At 72.0% G+C, this 15,741-nt stretch carries 13 protein-coding genes; 5 read left to right on the top strand and 8 right to left on the bottom strand.

What is annotated here, in order from left to right; all coding sequences use genetic code 11:
• Together ABD140_RS38935 and ABD140_RS38930 are read right to left on the bottom strand one after the other, a co-directional pair.
• Positions 1 to 4,472: amino acid adenylation domain-containing protein (locus ABD140_RS38935; protein ID WP_344247916.1), on the bottom strand; the 4,472-nt coding region annotated here is incomplete at its 3' end.
• 346 nt (positions 4,473 to 4,818) lie between these two features.
• The gene (locus ABD140_RS38930; RefSeq protein ID WP_344247914.1) at positions 4,819 to 6,291 is read right to left on the bottom strand and encodes an amino acid adenylation domain-containing protein; all 1,473 of its coding nucleotides are present in this window, start codon (positions 6,289 to 6,291) and stop codon (positions 4,819 to 4,821) included.
• Between the two features lie 358 nt (positions 6,292 to 6,649).
• Between ABD140_RS38930 and sbnA the strand changes: the two genes are divergently transcribed.
• From sbnA to ABD140_RS38915, 3 genes are all read left to right on the top strand, one after another.
• Complete coding sequence (gene sbnA, locus ABD140_RS38925; protein WP_344247912.1) at positions 6,650 to 7,606, top strand: 2,3-diaminopropionate biosynthesis protein SbnA; 957 nt, start codon at positions 6,650 to 6,652, stop codon at positions 7,604 to 7,606.
• A 79-nt stretch (positions 7,607 to 7,685) separates the two neighbouring features.
• Complete coding sequence (gene sbnB, locus ABD140_RS38920) at positions 7,686 to 8,711, top strand: 2,3-diaminopropionate biosynthesis protein SbnB (RefSeq protein ID WP_344247910.1); 1,026 nt, start codon at positions 7,686 to 7,688, stop codon at positions 8,709 to 8,711.
• A gap of 192 nt (positions 8,712 to 8,903) precedes the next feature.
• A complete protein-coding gene (locus ABD140_RS38915) occupies positions 8,904 to 9,683 on the top strand; it encodes an acyl-CoA thioesterase domain-containing protein (RefSeq protein WP_344247909.1) in 780 nt (259 codons plus the stop codon).
• On the opposite strand, the gene ABD140_RS38910 is transcribed toward ABD140_RS38915, so the two are convergent.
• The 4 genes from ABD140_RS38910 to ABD140_RS38895 all read right to left on the bottom strand — a co-directional run bounded on the left by ABD140_RS38910 (position 9,664) and on the right by ABD140_RS38895 (position 13,247).
• On the bottom strand, positions 9,664 to 10,830 hold the full coding sequence (locus ABD140_RS38910) for an ABC transporter permease (protein WP_344247907.1): 1,167 nt from the start codon (positions 10,828 to 10,830) through the stop codon (positions 9,664 to 9,666). The genes ABD140_RS38915 and ABD140_RS38910 overlap by 20 nt on opposite strands.
• Positions 10,827 to 11,717, bottom strand: coding sequence for an ABC transporter ATP-binding protein (locus ABD140_RS38905; RefSeq protein ID WP_344247905.1), 891 nt, complete (start codon positions 11,715 to 11,717; stop codon positions 10,827 to 10,829). Before ABD140_RS38905 ends, ABD140_RS38910 begins: the two co-directional genes overlap by 4 nt.
• A 39-nt stretch (positions 11,718 to 11,756) precedes the next feature.
• Positions 11,757 to 12,551 carry a class I SAM-dependent methyltransferase gene (locus tag ABD140_RS38900; RefSeq protein WP_344247903.1) on the bottom strand — a complete coding sequence of 265 codons (795 nt, stop codon included), beginning with the start codon at positions 12,549 to 12,551 and terminating at the stop codon, positions 11,757 to 11,759.
• Between the two features lie 102 nt (positions 12,552 to 12,653).
• Positions 12,654 to 13,247, bottom strand: a complete 594-nt coding sequence (locus tag ABD140_RS38895; RefSeq protein WP_344247901.1) for a TetR/AcrR family transcriptional regulator — start codon at positions 13,245 to 13,247, stop codon at positions 12,654 to 12,656.
• A 106-nt stretch (positions 13,248 to 13,353) separates the two neighbouring features.
• Here ABD140_RS38895 and ABD140_RS38890 point away from each other — a divergent pair, with 106 nt between their 5' ends.
• Positions 13,354 to 14,334, top strand: a complete 981-nt coding sequence (locus ABD140_RS38890) for a hypothetical protein (RefSeq protein WP_344247899.1) — start codon at positions 13,354 to 13,356, stop codon at positions 14,332 to 14,334.
• Between the two features lie 57 nt (positions 14,335 to 14,391).
• Here ABD140_RS38890 and ABD140_RS38885 read toward each other — a convergent pair whose 3' ends face one another.
• Together ABD140_RS38885 and ABD140_RS38880 are read right to left on the bottom strand one after the other, a co-directional pair.
• Positions 14,392 to 14,934: a YdeI/OmpD-associated family protein gene (locus ABD140_RS38885; protein ID WP_344247897.1), complete on the bottom strand. Its 543-nt coding sequence runs from the start codon at positions 14,932 to 14,934 to the stop codon at positions 14,392 to 14,394.
• The gene (locus tag ABD140_RS38880) at positions 14,931 to 15,338 is read right to left on the bottom strand and encodes a VOC family protein (protein WP_344247895.1); all 408 of its coding nucleotides are present in this window, start codon (positions 15,336 to 15,338) and stop codon (positions 14,931 to 14,933) included. Before ABD140_RS38880 ends, ABD140_RS38885 begins: the two co-directional genes overlap by 4 nt.
• A 110-nt stretch (positions 15,339 to 15,448) precedes the next feature.
• Here ABD140_RS38880 and ABD140_RS38875 point away from each other — a divergent pair.
• A partial coding sequence (locus tag ABD140_RS38875) for a helix-turn-helix transcriptional regulator (protein ID WP_344247893.1) occupies positions 15,449 to 15,741 on the top strand: 293 nt, incomplete at its 3' end.

The raw sequence follows: 15,741 nt of genomic DNA, 5'->3' as shown, positions 1-15,741 counted from the left end.
CGCGGGCGGGGCGCGGGGACCGGGGCGGGCGCCCGCAGCCGCCGCTCGTCGACCTCCGGCAGCGCCATCGCGCCGACCCGCACGCCGGGGTCGGCGACCACCGTGTCGAGCACCTGGCCGAGCCAGCGGGCCAGGTCCGCCGCGCTCCGCTCGTCGAACAGGTCGCGGGCGTACTCCAGGGTGCCGGACAGGCCGCCACCGGGACGCTCCTCCAGCAGGAACTCCAGGTCGAACTTGGCGACGCCGGGGTCGACGGGCTCGACCGAGACGGTCAGGCCGTCCAGCTCCACCTTCGCGGGCGGGTTGTTCTGGAGGGTGAGCATCACCTGGAACAGCGGGTGCCGCGCCAGGGAGCGCGCCGGGTTGAGGATCTCCACCAGGCGCTCGAACGGCAGCTCCTGGTGGGCGTAGGCGGCCAGGTCGGTGTCGCGGACGCGTCCCAGCAGCTCGCGGAAGGTGGGGTCGCCGGAGACGTCCGCGCGCAGGACGAGGGTGTTGACGAAGACGCCGACCAACCCGTCCAGGGCGCTCTCGGTGCGTCCGGCGATGGGCGAGCCGAGCGGGATGTCGGTGCCCGCGCCCAGCCGGGACAGCAGCGCCGCCAGACCCGCCTGCAGCACCATGAAGAGGCTGCCGTGCGTGGCGTAGGCCAGTTCCCGCAGGCCCGTCAGGGTCTCCTCGGAGATCTCGAAGGAGACCTGGCCGCCCCGGTAGGAGGCGCGTTCGGGACGGGGCCGGTCGGCCGGCAGGGCGAGCTGGTCGGGCAGGCCTGCCAGCTGGCGGCTCCAGTAGCGGATCTGCGCCGACACCAGGCTCTCGGGGTCGTCCTCGGAGCCGAACAGCTCCCGCTGCCAGAGCGCGTAGTCGCCGTACTGGACGGGCAGCGGCTCCCAGGCCGGCGCCAGGCCCGCCGAACGGGAGGCGTAGGCGGTGATGACGTCCCGCGCCAGCGGCGCCAGCGACCAGCCGTCCCCGGCGATGTGGTGCAGGACCAGCAGGAGCAGGTGCTCGTCCGGACCGAGGCGGTGCACGTGGGCGCGCACCGGGATCTCCCCCGCCAGGTCGAAGCCGCGGGTGGCGTCCATGTAGAGGGCGCCGTGCAGGTCCTCGGGGTCGGTGTCGGCGAGGGTGAGCGGGACCTCGGCGCGGGGCAGGACCCGCTGGAACGGCTCGCCGTCGACGGCGGTGAAGACCGTCCGCAGCGACTCGTGGCGGGCGGCGACGTCGTTCAGCGCGGCCTGGACCGCCGGGAGGTCGAGCCTGCCCGACAGTCGCAGCGGGATCGGCATGTTGTAGGTCGCCGACGGGCCCTCCAGCTCGTGGAGGAACCACAGGCGCTGCTGGGCGTAGGAGACCGGCACCAGCTCGGGGCGCTCCACCGCGGTCAGTGGCGGGCGGTCGTGGGCCGAACCGGCCGCGCCGGAGACCAGGGCGGCCAGCTCCGCGACGGTCGGCGCCTCGAACATGGCGCGGATCGACAGGTCCGCGCGGGTCGCCGTGCGGATCCGGGCGACCGCCCGGGTGGCCAGCAGCGAGTCGCCGCCCAGGCCGAAGAAGTCGTCGTCGATCCCGACCTTCTGGAGGCCGAGGACCTCCGCGAAGATCCCGCAGAGCAGTTCCTCGGTGCGGTCGCGCGGCGGGCGGCTCTCCCCGGCCTCGGCGGCGAAGTCGGGGACGGGCAGCGCCGCCCGCTCCAGCTTGCCGTTGGGGTTCAGCGGGAAGGCCTCCAGCGCCAGGACCGCCGCGGGGACCATGTACTCGGGCAGGCGTCCGGCGACGAACCCGCGCAGCCGCGCGGTGTCCGGCTCGGCGCCGGGCGCCGGCACGACGTAGCCGACGATGCGGGTGAGGCCGGGCTCGTCCTCGCGGGCCAGCACGGCGGCCTGGGCGACCTCCGGATGGGCGGTCAGCGCCGCCTCGATCTCGCCCAGCTCGATGCGGAACCCGCGGACCTTGACCTGGTGGTCGAGCCTGCCGAGGTACTCGATGTCCCCGGCGGCGTTCCAGCGGGCCAGGTCGCCGGTGCGGTACATGCGCTCGCCGTCGCCGAACGGGCAGGCCACGAAGCGCTCGGCGGTCAGGCCGGGGCGGCCCAGGTAGCCGCGGGCCAGGCCCGCTCCGGCCAGGTACAGCTCGCCGGGCACGCCGGCGGGGACGGGCCGCAGCCCGGCGTCCAGGATGTAGGCGCGGGTGTTGGCCAGCGGGCGGCCGATCGGGGCCAGGCCCTCGGGGTTGCCGTCGTCGAACCAGCCGACGGTGTAGACGGTGGCCTCGGTCGGCCCGTAGATGTTGGAGATCCGGGCGCCGGGCACCAGTTCGCGCAGCCTGCGCACGAGCTGCGGCGGCAGCGCCTCCCCGGCCAGCACGACGTCGTCCGCCGCCAGATCCAGCCCGCCCTGGGCGAGCACCGCGGCCATCGCCGAGGGCACGCCGCTGACGAGGGAGCCGCGCCAGCCGCCGCGCTCGGCCAGCTCCAGCAGGTCGCGCACGACCTCGACGCGGCCGCCGACGGTGAGCGGGGCGAGCCATTCGAAGACCGAGACGTCGAAGTTCAGGGAGGTCGACCACAGGACGTGGCGCAGCCGCTCGTACCCGAAGTCCTCGGCCGCCCAGGCGCAGAAGTCCACCACGTTGGCGTGCGAGACCACCACGCCCTTGGGCCGTCCGGTGGAACCGGAGGTGTAGATGACGTACGCGGCGTCCAGGGGGTGCGGCGCCTCGGCGACGGGGCCGGCCTCCCCCTCGGGCACCTCCCTGGGGTCCAGGGCGGTCACGCCGTCCGGCAGGTGGGCGGTCCCGGCGGCCAAGACGACCGCCGGGGCGGCGTCCTGGACCATGTAGGCGATGCGGTCGGCCGGGTAGGCCGGGTCGATCGGCAGGTAGGCGGCGCCGGCCTTGAGGGCGGCCAGGGCCGCCGCGGCCAGGTGGACGCCGCGCGGCAGGGAGATCCCGACCACGCCGCCGCGCCGCACGCCGTGCCGGGCCAGTAGGCCGGCCAGCCGGTCGGAGCGCTCGTCGAGCTCGCGGTAGGTCCAGGAGGCCTCGGCGTCGCAGACGGCGACGGCGTCGGGGGTGCGCCGCGCCTGGGCGCGGAACAGCTCGGGGACGGTGCCCTCGGCGACCTCGAGCGCGGTGTCGTTCCAGGACCGCAGGAGCAGGTCGCGCTCGGCGTCGTCCAGCAGGTCCAGGTCGCACAGCCGGGTGGCGGGGTCGACCTCGGCCATCGCCTTGAGCAGCCGCAGGTAGCGCCCCTGGTGGGCCTCGACCTCCGCCTCGGTGTACAGCTCGGGGTGGGCGTCGAAGTCGATGCGCGCGCCGCGCCCGTCGGCGGCGTCGAAGATGGCGATCGCCAGGTCCTCGATCGGGCCGTTGCTCAGCGGGTGCTGGGTGGCCTTCAACCCGCCCCAGTCGGCGGTGTAGTCGTAGGCCATGATGTTGATGACCGGGCCGTGGATGCGCCGGCCGAGCAGCTTGAGGTCGCGGATGAGGTCCTCGCGCCGGTAGCGCTGGTGGCGCAGCAGCCGGGCGGTGGCGCGGGAGGCCTGCCGGGTCAGCTCCTCGATCGTCATGTCCGGCCGCACGTGCACCCGCAGCGGCAGGATCGAGGACATGTGGGTGGGCGTCTCGCGCGCGAGCCGGGTGACGCGGCCGGTGACCGCGATGCCGAGGACGACGTCCTCGGTCCCGGTGGTCTTGGCGACCAGGGCGGCGGAGGCGGCGATGGCCAGGCCCGGGGTGGCGGTGCGCAGCGCGCGGGCGCCCGCGGCCAGCCGCCGCGTCTCCTCCTGGCCGAGCATGACGGTGCGGCGCAGGTACCGGTCGGTGGGGGCGGCGGTGCGCTCGGTCAGGGAGACGACGTCGGGCCGGTCGGCGAACCGCTCGGTCCAGTACGCCCGGTCGGCCTCGTACCGCGCGGACCCGCGGTAGGCGGCCTCCTCCTCCAGCAGGGCGCGGTAGTCGCCGTGCCGCTGCGGGACGTACTCCTCGCCGGCCGCCAGCGCCGCGTAGACCTCCGAACCCCGCCGGTTGAGGAACGCGCCCGCGTAGCCGTCGATCATGATGTGGTGGCCGCGCATGAACCACCAGTGCAGGTCGGGGGAGAGCCGCAGGAGGCGGCTCACGTACAACTCGTCGCCCATCAGGTCGATGGGGCCGTGCACCTCGGCCTCGATCCAGGCCGTGGCCGCCGCGCGCGGGTCGTCCTCGGCGCTGAAATCGATGAGGGGAAGTGCCGTCGGCGGCGCGTGGTCGATCGTCTGGTGGGGAATCCCGTCCTTCTCCACCAGTCGGAACCACAATGCCTCGCCCTCGTGGGCGCCGATCCTGACCGTCTCCTCGAACACCGCGGGATCGAAGGGCCCCTCGATCTCGATGTACTGCGCTACGCAGATCGGGATTTCCGGGTTCAGCTGTTGCGCATACCAAACCGACTGCTGTGCGGCCGACAACGGAAGAAGCTCTGAAGACGACATGAAGAATGGCTTTCGCGATGGCGGGGTGATTTCAGTTGTGTGTGACGGGTTACCAATCTAGAAAGCGGATGCCCGGCCCCTTTCCACACAACGTTCACAAACTCGGTACGGTCGCCGCCATTGCCCGTTTACGGTCGCCGCCCGTGCCGTGAAGCCCCCTGATCCACTACTTATGCGTAGCGAGGTCACAGTCAACCAGCCTGCAACATGCTTCGCAATCCTCCCATAAGCGGAACTTAACGGGAGGGATTACTCACCGAGGTGACAAGAAACGAGCTGCGTGACCGTTCCGTCACCGGGCGACCCGGCACCCGGTGACAACAGGCCCTCCGCGGCGACCCGGCCGTTACCGTCCTGTGGCGAAGTCGTGCACCACCACCGCCACGGCGCCGACGCTGGGGTGGCGCTGGAGCACCGCCTCGATCTCGCCCAGCTCCATCCGGACGCCGGCGATCTTCACCTGCCGGTCGACCCGGCCCAGGTACTGCAAAGACCCTTGTGGGAGCACCTTCACCGCGTCGCCCGTGCGGTAGAGCCGGCCGGTCAGGGACGGGCCGAAGGGCGAGCGGAAGAACGCGTCGCGGGTGCGCTCGTGATCGCCCAGGTAGCCGCGGCCCACGCCGTGGCCGCCCACGAACAGCTCGCCGGTCTCCCCCGGCTCGCAGGCGTACCAGTGCCCGTCCTCCTCCTTGCGCAGGACGTACAGATCGGTGTTGACCACCGGGGTGCCGATGGGCAGCCGCAGCAGCTCCAGATCACCCAGAGTGACGGTGTGGTGTGTCACGTCGTCGGAGCACTCGGTGGGCCCGTAGGCGTTGACCAGCCCCGCCTGCGGCATCTCCAGCAGCCAGCGGCGCGCCACCTCGGTGGGCAGCTCCTCGCCGGTGGCCAGCATCCAGCGCAGCCCCGACAACCGGGTGCCCCCGTGCGCGGCCAGGTCGTCCAGCAGCAGCCTGACCATGGTGGGGACCAGCTCCACGATGGTGATCCGCTGCCCGTCGATCACGTCGGCGAAGGCCACCGAGTCGTAGGAGACCTCGTCGCTGACCACGTGCACCTGGCCGCCGTTGACCAGCGGGCAGAGCATCTGCCAGATGGAGATGTCGAAGCCCAGCGGCGCGGTCTGGGCGACCGTGTCCCGGTCGGTCATCCCCAGGTCGACGATCTTGGCGTAGATGTGGTTGACCATGCCCTGGTGCTCGACCACCGCCCCCTTGGGCTTGCCGGTGGAACCGGAGGTGAAGAGCATGTAGCGGGGCTGGTCGAGGCCGTCCAGGCGGGCCTCGCCCTCCCACGGCGGGCAGTCCGCCGCCTCGAGCGCCCGCACGATCCGCACCCCCGCCTCGGCGGCGCCCTCCACCAGCGCGGGAGTGGTCTCGCCGGGGTCGCTGGTGAGCAGCAGCACCGCGCCGGCCTGCTCCAGCACGCCGGACACGCGCCTGGCCGGCCAGTTGGCGTCCGCGGGGACGTAGACCGCGCCGAGCAGCTCCAGCGCCAGGAAGGCGGCGATGACGGTGACGCTGCGTACACCTCCGACCGCCACGACCATGCCGGGGCGCACGCCCTCGCGCTCCAGCAGCGCGGCGATCCGGCGCGCCTCGGCCGCCAGTTCGGCATAGGAGAGGGCACGGGTCTCGTCGCGCACGGCGGGGCGGTCACCGGCGGCGGCGATGCGCTCCACCCGGGTGATCACCGCGTCGGACAAGTCGACCTCGTGCACACGGCTCATGGCGAACTTCCGCGCGCGCTCGACCTCTCCCTCGGAGATGGCGAGCTCCGGCAGAGAGGTTTGCTCGAGCAGTCCATCCAAGATCGTCACGAATCCGCTCCCAACCCTCCGGCGATTAGCCGATTAAGTGTGCTTTAGATGATAGACGGGGCTTGCAGGGCAAGATGCCCTACTGTACGGTAATCAGCGCTACGGTGATAGGGGTCACTTCGTCACCCGAGAAGAGGGAGCGCGCCACAGGTTTTTCGCAGGGCCGGCGGGATTTTCGGAAAGAGGTCTCGGCTTGCGGCCGAGGGGGCGCGGGAAAACGGAGAATTTCCGGCCGAAGGTTCGCGGGGGCGGATTTCCGAAAAGGTGGCGGGATGACCTGCCCGGCCCGGGCGGATGCCAGTTCCTCTGGCCGTTCAATTGTCAGTCGGTTGTTGTCATACAGAGGGTGCCGGGCAACGTGCCTATTATCAGCTCTCCGCAGGAGTTCAACGTCGAGGACCTGTACGTCGATCTTCGGCCCGTCCTCGATTCCCCGCTGTACCTCAAGTGCGAGGGGTTCAACTTCGCCGGCTCGGTGAAGCTCAAGGCCGCGGCCGAGATGATCGCGGCGGCCGAGCGCAGCGGCGTGCTCACCGCGGGATCGGTGCTGGTGGAGTCCTCGTCGGGCAACCTGGGCATCGCCCTGGCCACGATCTCCGCCAGCAAGGGCTACCGCTTCGTCTGCGTCACCGACCCGCGCTGCAACACCGCCTCCCAGCGGGTCATGCGGGCCCTGGGCGCCGAGGTCAGGGTCATCACCCGAAAGGACGCCAACGGCGGTTATCTGGAGAGCCGCATCGGTTATGTGCGGGAGCTCTGCTCCTCCAGTGACCGATATGTCTGGTTGAACCAGTACGCCAATCCGAACAACTGGCGCGCCCACCACCGCCACACCGCGCCGGCCATCGACCGCGCCTTTCCCGACCTCGACGTGCTGTTCGTCGGGGCGGGCACCACGGGCACGCTCATGGGCTGCGCCCGCTATTTCAAGGAGAACCGCAGGCCCGTCACGATCGTGGCGGTCGACGCGGTGGGCTCGGTCACCTTCGGCGGCGTCCCCGAGCGGCGCATGGTCCCCGGGCTGGGCACCAGCACCCGGCCCGAGCTGGTCGACGAGTCCTTCATCGACGACGTGGTGCACGTCGCCGAGCCCGACACCATCCGCACCTGCCACCGCCTGGCGACCCGCGGCTTCCTCTTCGGCGGCTCCACCGGCACCGTGATCAGCGGCGCCCGGCGCTGGCTGAACGAGAAGTACCCCGGCGAGGAGCCGGTGGCCGTGGCGATCTCCCCCGATCTGGGCGAACGTTACCTAGACTCCCTCTACCAGGAAGACTGGGTCACCGAGCACTTCGGCGTCCTCGACCCCGAGTGAGCCTCCCCCCGTCTCCGGCGGACCCCTCCGGGGGTCCGCCGTCCCCGTTGGTGTCCGTCCCCTCGTTTGGAGCAGTCCCATGACCCAGGCCCCCGCGTTCTCCGTCATCTCCGGAGAGCAGGTGCACAACGCCCTCCACGGCCGCGAGAAGCAGCTGACGGACATGGTCGAGGCGGCCTACCGCCTGCACGGCGAGGCCCAGACGGTCAACCCCGACAGCTACTTCCTGCGCTTCCCCGACCGGCCCAACAGCCGGATCATCGCGCTGCCCGCCAGCGTCAAGGGCGACGTGAACGTGCACGGCATCAAGTGGATCTCCTCCTTCCCCGACAACGTCGCGGCCGGCATCCCCCGCGCCAGCGCCGTGCTGATCCTCAACGACACCGAGACCGGCTACCCGTTCGCCTGCCTGGAGAGCTCGATCATCAGCGCCGCCCGCACCGCGGCGTCCGCCGCGCTGGCCGCGGTCACGCTGGCCGAGAAGCGCGGCGTCACCCCGCGCAAGGTGGGCTTCGTCGGCGTCGGCCTCATCGCCCGCTACCTGCACACCTACCTGGCGGGCAACGGCCTGGAGTTCGACGAGCTGGGCGTCTTCGACCTCTCCCGCGAGCACGCCGAGGGCTTCAAGGGCTACCTGGAGCGCACCGAGAAGGGCTCGGTCACCATCCACGACACCGTGGAGTCGCTGCTCACCTCCTCGGACCTCATCGTCCTGGCGACGGTGGCGGGCGAGCCGCACATCCTCGACCCGGAGCTGCTCGCGCACAACCCCCTCGTCCTGCACGTCTCGCTGCGCGACTTCTCCCCCGAGATCATCCTGTCGGCCTACAACGTCGTCGACGACGTCGACCACTGCCTGAAGGCCAACACCTCCCCCCACCTCGCCGAGCAGAAGACCGGCAACCGCGACTTCGTCGACGGCACCCTCTACGACGTGCTGACCGGGAAGACCACCCCGCCCGCCGACAAGCCGGTCATCTTCTCCCCCTTCGGCCTGGGCGTCCTCGACCTCGCCGTGGCCCGCTACGTCTACGACCAGGTCACCGCCTCCGGCGACCTCACCACCGTCCCGGGCTTCTTCCACGAGATGAAGCGGTACGGCTGACCGCGTCGGCGGCGCTACGGCTGAGCCGCTTAACAAACAGTTCACGATCGGATAACTCGCGGGCCCTCCGCCCGCGATAACGTCTGTCTCGACGGTCGTCCGGCACCGCGGCGCGGTGGTGCCGGAGACCGTGATCTTTTTCGGGCGGACCCGGGTGCGGAGGCGCCCGCGGCGGGCGGGCATGATGGGCCCGTGCCTCCGTTCTTCACGCGCTCCGGCTCCGAACTGCTGCCCGCCCCCCACGCCCGCGGCCCCTGGGCGCCCGACATGCTGCACGGGCGGCTGCTGGGCGGACTGCTGGCCCGCGCCGTCGAGGCCGAGCACGGCACGGCGGAGCTGCGCCCGGCGCGGCTGACGGTCGACCTGTACCGCAGCAGCAAGCTCGTGCCCCTGACGGTGACCACCGCGCTCGTGCGGGACGGGCGGCGGATCCGGGTGGTGGACGCCTTCGTCGACGGGCCCGACGGGACGATCGCGCGGGCGAGCTGCGTCATGCTCCGGCCCGGCGGGCAGCCGCCGGGCACCTCCTGGGCGCCCGAAGCGTGGGACGTGCCGGCGCCCGAAGAGCTGGGCGAGCCCAACCCGCGCAGCGGCGGGAGCACGCCGACCTTCGCGATGTGGCGGATCGGCGAGGACGACGGCGACTGGAACCGGGAGCAGCGCCGGCGGGTCTGGATGCGCGAGACGCACCCCCTGGTGGAGGGCGAGGAGCTCTCGCCGTTCACGCGCGTGGCGCTCGCCGCCGACCTGGCCAGCCCGCTCGCGCACTGGAGCACGCGCGGGCTGAACCACATCAACGCCGACTACAGCCTGAACCTCGCGCGCCTGCCCGAGGGGGACTTCGTGGGCCTGGAGGCGGGCGGCCACCTGTCGGCGGACGGCATCGCCTCCGGCCACTGCGTCCTGTACGACCCGTCCGGTCCCCTCGGGCACGTCAACACCGTCGCGCTGGCTAATCGCCGGCGCGCATAGCCTCCTTCAGGCCGACCCGGCCGCCGGTGCGCAGCACCGAGTTGGCGTAGATCCGCCCGGCGAGCCAGACCAGCACGCCGATCACCACCAGGGTCACGCCGAGGGAGGCCGCCTGCTCCCACACCGGCGCGCCGTAGACGGCGCGGACGGGCATGAGGAGCGGTGCGAAGAACGGGATGAACGACAGCGCCTGGACCAGGGGCCCCTCCGGATCGTTCGGCACCAGCGTGAAGCACATGAAGTAGCCGGCCATCAGCATGACCTGGACGGGCGCGCTCACGCCGCTGATGTCCTCCTGGCGGGAGACGGTCGCCGCGAGCGCCGCGTAGAGCAGCGCGTACACCGTGTACCCGGCGGTGAACCAGGCCAGCGACCACACGATGGTCCCCGCCAGTTCGCCGCCCGGCAGCTCGAGCGCCCCGGTGGCGATCTGCGCCCCGGCCGCCGTCGCCACGACCAGGCCCATCTGGATGAAGCCGAGGAGGCCGAGTCCGAGCACCTTGCCCGCCATGAGCTGCCAGGGGCGCACCGAGCTGAGCAGCAGTTCCACCACGCGGCTGGACTTCTCCTCGACCACGCCCTGGGCGACCATGATCCCCGACGCCTGCAGCATGATGAACAGCAGGACCGACAGCGCCATCGCCAGGCCCAGCCGGGTGTCGCGCAGCTCGTCGACGCCCTCCATGGAGACCACCTCGACGGAGGCCCCGGCGACCGCCTGGTTCACCTGCGCCGGGTCGACCCCCGCCTTGGCCAGCTCGCCGTTCAGCGCCGACTGCTGGGCCAGCGCGGACAGGGCCGCCCGCAGCCGCTCGTCGGGCTCGCCCTTGACGACCATCCGCAGCGGGGCGTCGAGCACCAGCGCGTCCAGCTCGCCGTCGCGGACCAGCCGTTCGCCCTCCTCACGGGAGGAGACGGTCCTGCTCTCCGTCTCGACCTCCATGGCCGTGGCCACGGCGGTGACCTGGCCGCCGAAGCCCTCCTCCACGAAGCCGACCTTCGTCGCCGAGCCGCCCATGAGCTTCAGCGCGACCAGGATCCCGGCCACGACGATCATCATCACCGCGGTGCTGATGACGAACATCTTCGACCGCAGGCGGGCGAGTTCCCGGCCGGCGATGAGCCGTACCTCTGTCAGTGAGTTCACGCCTTATCCCCCGTCACGACGTCGCGGAACAGTTCGGTGAGCGTCGGGCGCCGCCAGCTGAACTCGCGGACCTGCCCGGCCGCCAGGGCGGCGCGCAGCAGGTGCTGCTCGTCCGCGCCGGGGGCGAGGGTGAACAGGTCGCCCTCCCGGGCCAGGACGCCCGGCACGGTCTCGGCCCAGCCGTCCGGCGCGCCCTCCACCCGGCAGAGCAGCTTCGCCTGGCCCTGCTCCTGCAGTTCGGCCGTGGTGCCGACGGCGACCATCGCGCCGCCGCGGATGATGCCGACCCGGTCGCAGAGCCGTTCGACGAGGTCGAGCTGGTGGCTGGAGAAGACGACGGGAACGCCTTCGGCGCTCTTGTCGCGCAGCACCTGGCTCATCACGTCGACGGCCACCGGGTCCAGGCCGGAGAAGGGCTCGTCCAGGACGAGGATCTTCGGGTCGTGGACGAGCGCGGCCGCGAGCTGGACGCGCTGCTGGTTGCCGAGGCTGAGCTTCTCCACCTCGTCGCCGCCGCGCTCGGCGACGCCGAGCCGCTCCATCCACTCTTCGGCCGCCCGCCGCGCGTCCTGCGGCGACCTGCCCCGCAGCCGGGCCAGGTAGACGAGCTGCTCGCGCACCTTCATCTTCGGGTAGAGGCCGCGCTCCTCGGGCATGTAGCCGATCTCGCGGCGGCTCGACTCGTCCAGCGGGGCGCCGCCCCAGCTGACGGTCCCCGAGTCGGCGGCCAGCACGCCCAGCACGATCCGCATCGTGGTGGTCTTGCCTGCGCCGTTGCTGCCGACGAACCCGAACAGCTCTCCTTCCCGCACCTCGAAGCCCAGCCCGTCGAGGACCTTGCGCTCCCCGTAGCTCTTGGATATTCGGTCCAGTATCAAGTTCCCCATAGCGGGACAAGGATGCCTTAAATTAAGGAAACCTTTAAATTACGCCCGGCACAGGATTTCGCCGTGCAGCAGGGTGAACCACCCGTCCGGGTGGTCGGCGAACGCCTGCCAGCCGCGCGAGATGCGCTCCAGGTCCTCCCGGGTCGCGTACCCCGAGTCCAGCGCCTGCCCGGCCATCGCCGACCGCAGGATGCGGTCGCGCCACATCTCCCCCCACCAGCGGCGCTCCTCCTCCGTGGCGTGGCACCACGTCGAGGCCGACGGGGTCACCTCGGTGAAGCCCGCCGCGTGCGCCCACGCCAGCAGGTGCCGCCCCGCGTTCGGCTCCCCCCCGTTGGCCCGCGCGCACCTGTCGTACAGCGCCAGCCACTCCTCGATCTCCGGGGACGCCGGGTACCAGACCTTCCCCGCGTAGTCGGATTCGCGGGCCGCGACGATCCCGCCCGGCCGGCACACCCGGCGCATCTCCCGCAGCGCCCGGACGGGGTCCGCCACGTGCTGCAGCGTCTGGTGGGTGTGCACGACGTCGAACGTGCCGTCCTCGAACGGCAGCTCGTAGACGTCGGCGGCCCGGAAGGAGACGTTGGCGACGCCCTCGGCCTTGGCCCTCGCCTCTTCCAGCACCTCCGCCGCCAGGTCGACGCCGACGACCTTCCCCACCCGGGAGGCCAGGTCGACCGTGATGCTGCCGGGGCCGCAGCCGACGTCCAGCAGGACGTCGTCCGGCCCCAGGTGCGGGGCCAGGTAGGCGGCGGAGTTCTCGACCGTGCGCCAGCGGTGGGAGCGCAGTACGGAGTCGTGGTGGCCGTGGGTGTACTTCTCTTGGTCCGTCATGGCTCGACTGTAACCCTACGTCTCAAAGCTTGAGAAGTGTGTATCACTATGTGGACAGCACGGACGTGGGCGGCCGCGCGGACGGCACGCGGGTCCGGGCGGTCAGGAGAAGCCGAGGACGCCCTCCAGGCCGCGGCGGACGAACTCGGGGTCCATGTCGCCCAGGACCAGGCGCTGGATGACGAAACCGGGGATGAGGCAGGTCAGGACGGCGCCGATCGCCGCGGGGTCGGCGCCCTCGGACAGGCGGCCCGCCCGCTGGTAGCGGACGGCGAGCTCCGCCCAGACCCCGCGGACGCCGGTGAGGACCTCGTCGACGATCACGCCGATCGCGTCGTCGTGCAGGGCCGCCGCCCAGACCTCCGGCAGCACCCGGAGCTTGCCGTTCTCCCCCAGCTCCGCCAGGAAGGCCGTGAGGAAGTCGTGGAGGACCTCCGGCAGCGGGGGCAGTTCCTCCCGTTCCAGCGCCTCGCGCAGCGCGGACTGCACCGCCTCCCGCTTGCGCTTGGCGATCTCGGAGACGAGATCGGCCTTGGCGGGGAAGTAGCGGTACACCGCGCCCGCCGACAGGCCGGACTCTTTGAAGATGTCCTGCATCGAGGTGCCGGCGAAGCCCTTGGCCGCGAAGCAGCGCAGCGCCGCCTCGATGATCTGCTGACGGCGCTGTTCCAGGTGCTCAGGGCTGACTTTCGGCATGGGGCCAAAAATAAAGCGGATGCTCGTTCTTGACAAACACCGGGGCGGGCGTAGCATCGGGTCCAGTTAAGAGAACGGACATCCGATTTACAGTAGGAGCCCGGACATGAAAACCCGGCCGCACCCCCTGGTGCTCGCCCTGGCCGTGGCGGCCGTGCAGTCCCTGATGGTCCTCGCGTTCGCCTGGCCGTCCGCCAACACCGCGCCCCGTGACGTGCCCCTGGGCGTCGCGGGACCCGACGCGGCCGTCACCCAGCTGTCCCAGCGCCTGGAGCAGGCCCAGCCCGGCGCCTTCGAGGTGAGTTCCTACCCCGACGAGGCCGCCGCGCGCGAGGCGATCCGGGACCGGGAGGTGTACGGCGCGGTCGTCGTCACCCCGCAGGGGCCCAAGGTCCTCACCGCCTCCGCCGCGAGCCCGGCGGTCGCCCAGGCGCTCGCGCAGATCGCCTCCGCCCAGGCCGGAGCGCCCGCGCCCGCCGTCGAGGACGTCGTCGCCGCCGACCCCGACGACCCCCGCGGCACCGGCTTCGCCACGATGATCCTCCCGCTGGTCATGTCGGGCATCGCCGCCTCCGCCGTACTGACCCTCCTGGTCCGCACCGTGCGCGACCGCCTCCTGGGCGTCCTGGTCTTCGCCGTCGCCGGCGGCCTCCTCACCGCCCTCATCGCCCACACCTGGCTGTCCCTGACGCCCGGCTCCTACCTGGAGGTCGCCGCCGTCGCCGCCCTGGCGTCCCTGGCGACCGCCGCCCCCATCACCGGCCTGGCCTCCCTCATCGGCCCTCCCGGCATCGGCGTCGGCGCCCTCACCCTCCTCTTCCTGGGCAACCCGTTCTCCGGCGCCGCCACCGGCCCCGAGCTCCTCCCCCAGCCCTGGGGCGCCCTCGGCCAGCTCCTCCAGCCCGGCGCCGCCGCCTCCCTCCTGCGCTCGGTGACCTTCTTCGACGGCGCCGGCGCCCTCGCGCCGCTCCTCGTCCTCACCGCCTGGGCCCTCCTCGGCCTGGCCCTGCTGGCCGCCGGCCTCCTCCGCAGGCCCCCGGCCCCGGCCGCCTCCTCCGACGAGGAACCCGTCGTCCTCACCGCCTGACCCGTACGCGCCGAAGGCCCGGTCTCCCGGGCCTTCCGTGCTTTCACCGCCTGTTCCTCAGCCGGAGGAGAGAGCGGAGACGGCCTTCTGCAACCGGGCCGCGCGCCCGGCGGGGGTCCTGGCCTTCAGCAGCGGCAGGATCACCAGGTAGCGGCCGGTCCTGTCGAGCGCCTCGAAGCCGGCCGCGGCCTCCGGGCGGGCCGCCAGCTCCGCGGCCAGGTCGGGCGGGACGGTGGCGGCGCGCTGGGAGGCGTAGGCCGCCTCCCAGCGGCCGTCGGCCTGCGCGGCGGCCACCTCCGCCAATCCCGGCGGACGCATCCGCCCCGCGGCGGTCAACGCCTCCACCCGCTCGACGTTCACCCGCGACCAGGGGCTGCCCTTCCGGCGGCGCGAGTACCGCTGCAGGAAGAACCGGTCGTCGCAGGCCCTGCGGTGGCTGTCGATCCAGCCGTGGCACAGCGCGACCTCCAATGCCTCCCCGACCATGAGCGAGGCGGCGCCGGATCCCTTCTTGGCGACCTTCAGCCAGGCGCCTCCCTCGTCCCCGTGGTGCACGGCCAGCCACGACTCCCATGCGGCGGCGTCCGCGAAGTGCATCATCGGCCCAGGACCTCCAGGTAGTGGCGGTTGTACATGAAGCCCAGCACGTTGCCGAACGGGTCGATGACCGCGGCGGTGACGAACCCCTCGCCTCGTTCGGTGACCGGCATGTACGGTTCGGCGCCCAGGGAGAGCAGCCGGTCCAGGGTCGCCTGCACGTCGTCGACGTGCCAGTGGAGGACCGCTCCGCCGGGGGCGGCGGGCGCGCCCGGTGGGGCGAAGCTCCGGTCGATGATGCCGAGCTCGGCCTGGTGGTCGCCGATCCTGAACTCGTAGTAGGCGGCCGGCCGGTCGCCGTCCGGGCGCTTGAAGTACGGCTCGACGCCCAGGAGTTCGGCGTACCACCTCCCGGCGGCTTCCACATCGTCCGCCCACAGGTTGACGGTGGCCATCCCTCGCAACATGGTGCTCCCTCCGCCGCCGTGGACCGGCGGCTCGCTTGCCGTTCGACACCCCTCACGTTAGGAAGCCAACAGGTCAGTGAACGTCCTCTTAGGACGGCAGGATGGAATTCATGCGAGATCCCTCCGACCGGCTGCTGCGGCTGCTGTCCTTGCTCCAGGCCCCGCGCGAGTGGCCGGGCCCCGAACTGGCCGACCGCCTCGGCGTCACCCCCCGCACGATCCGCCGCGACGTCGAACGGCTGCGCCGCCTCGGCTATCCCGTCCACGCCGTCCAGGGCAACATCGGCGGCTACCGGCTGTCCGCGGGCAAGGCCATGCCGCCGCTCCTCCTGGACGACGAGGAGGCGGTCGCCGTGGCCGTCGGGCTGCGCACGGCCGCGGGCGGCTCCGTCGCGGGGATCGA

This window comes from Actinocorallia libanotica, from assembly GCF_039525175.1.
Taxonomy (GTDB): Bacteria; Actinomycetota; Actinomycetes; order Streptosporangiales; family Streptosporangiaceae; genus Actinocorallia; species Actinocorallia libanotica.
This window is presented reverse-complemented; position numbering and strand designations above follow the sequence as displayed.

Excerpts from the sequence above, each read along its gene's own strand:
- ABD140_RS38890 (WP_344247899.1), top strand. The coding sequence starts at position 13,354 with ATGAAAACCCGGCCGCACCCCCTGGTGCTCGCCCTGGCCGTGGCGGCC.
- sbnB (WP_344247910.1), top strand. The coding sequence starts at position 7,686 with ATGACCCAGGCCCCCGCGTTCTCCGTCATCTCCGGAGAGCAGGTGCAC.
- ABD140_RS38895 (WP_344247901.1), bottom strand. The coding sequence starts at position 13,247 with ATGCCGAAAGTCAGCCCTGAGCACCTGGAACAGCGCCGTCAGCAGATC.
- ABD140_RS38880 (WP_344247895.1), bottom strand. The coding sequence starts at position 15,338 with ATGTTGCGAGGGATGGCCACCGTCAACCTGTGGGCGGACGATGTGGAA.
- ABD140_RS38885 (WP_344247897.1), bottom strand. The coding sequence starts at position 14,934 with ATGATGCACTTCGCGGACGCCGCCGCATGGGAGTCGTGGCTGGCCGTG.
- ABD140_RS38905 (WP_344247905.1), bottom strand. The coding sequence starts at position 11,717 with ATGGGGAACTTGATACTGGACCGAATATCCAAGAGCTACGGGGAGCGC.
- ABD140_RS38900 (WP_344247903.1), bottom strand. The coding sequence starts at position 12,551 with ATGACGGACCAAGAGAAGTACACCCACGGCCACCACGACTCCGTACTG.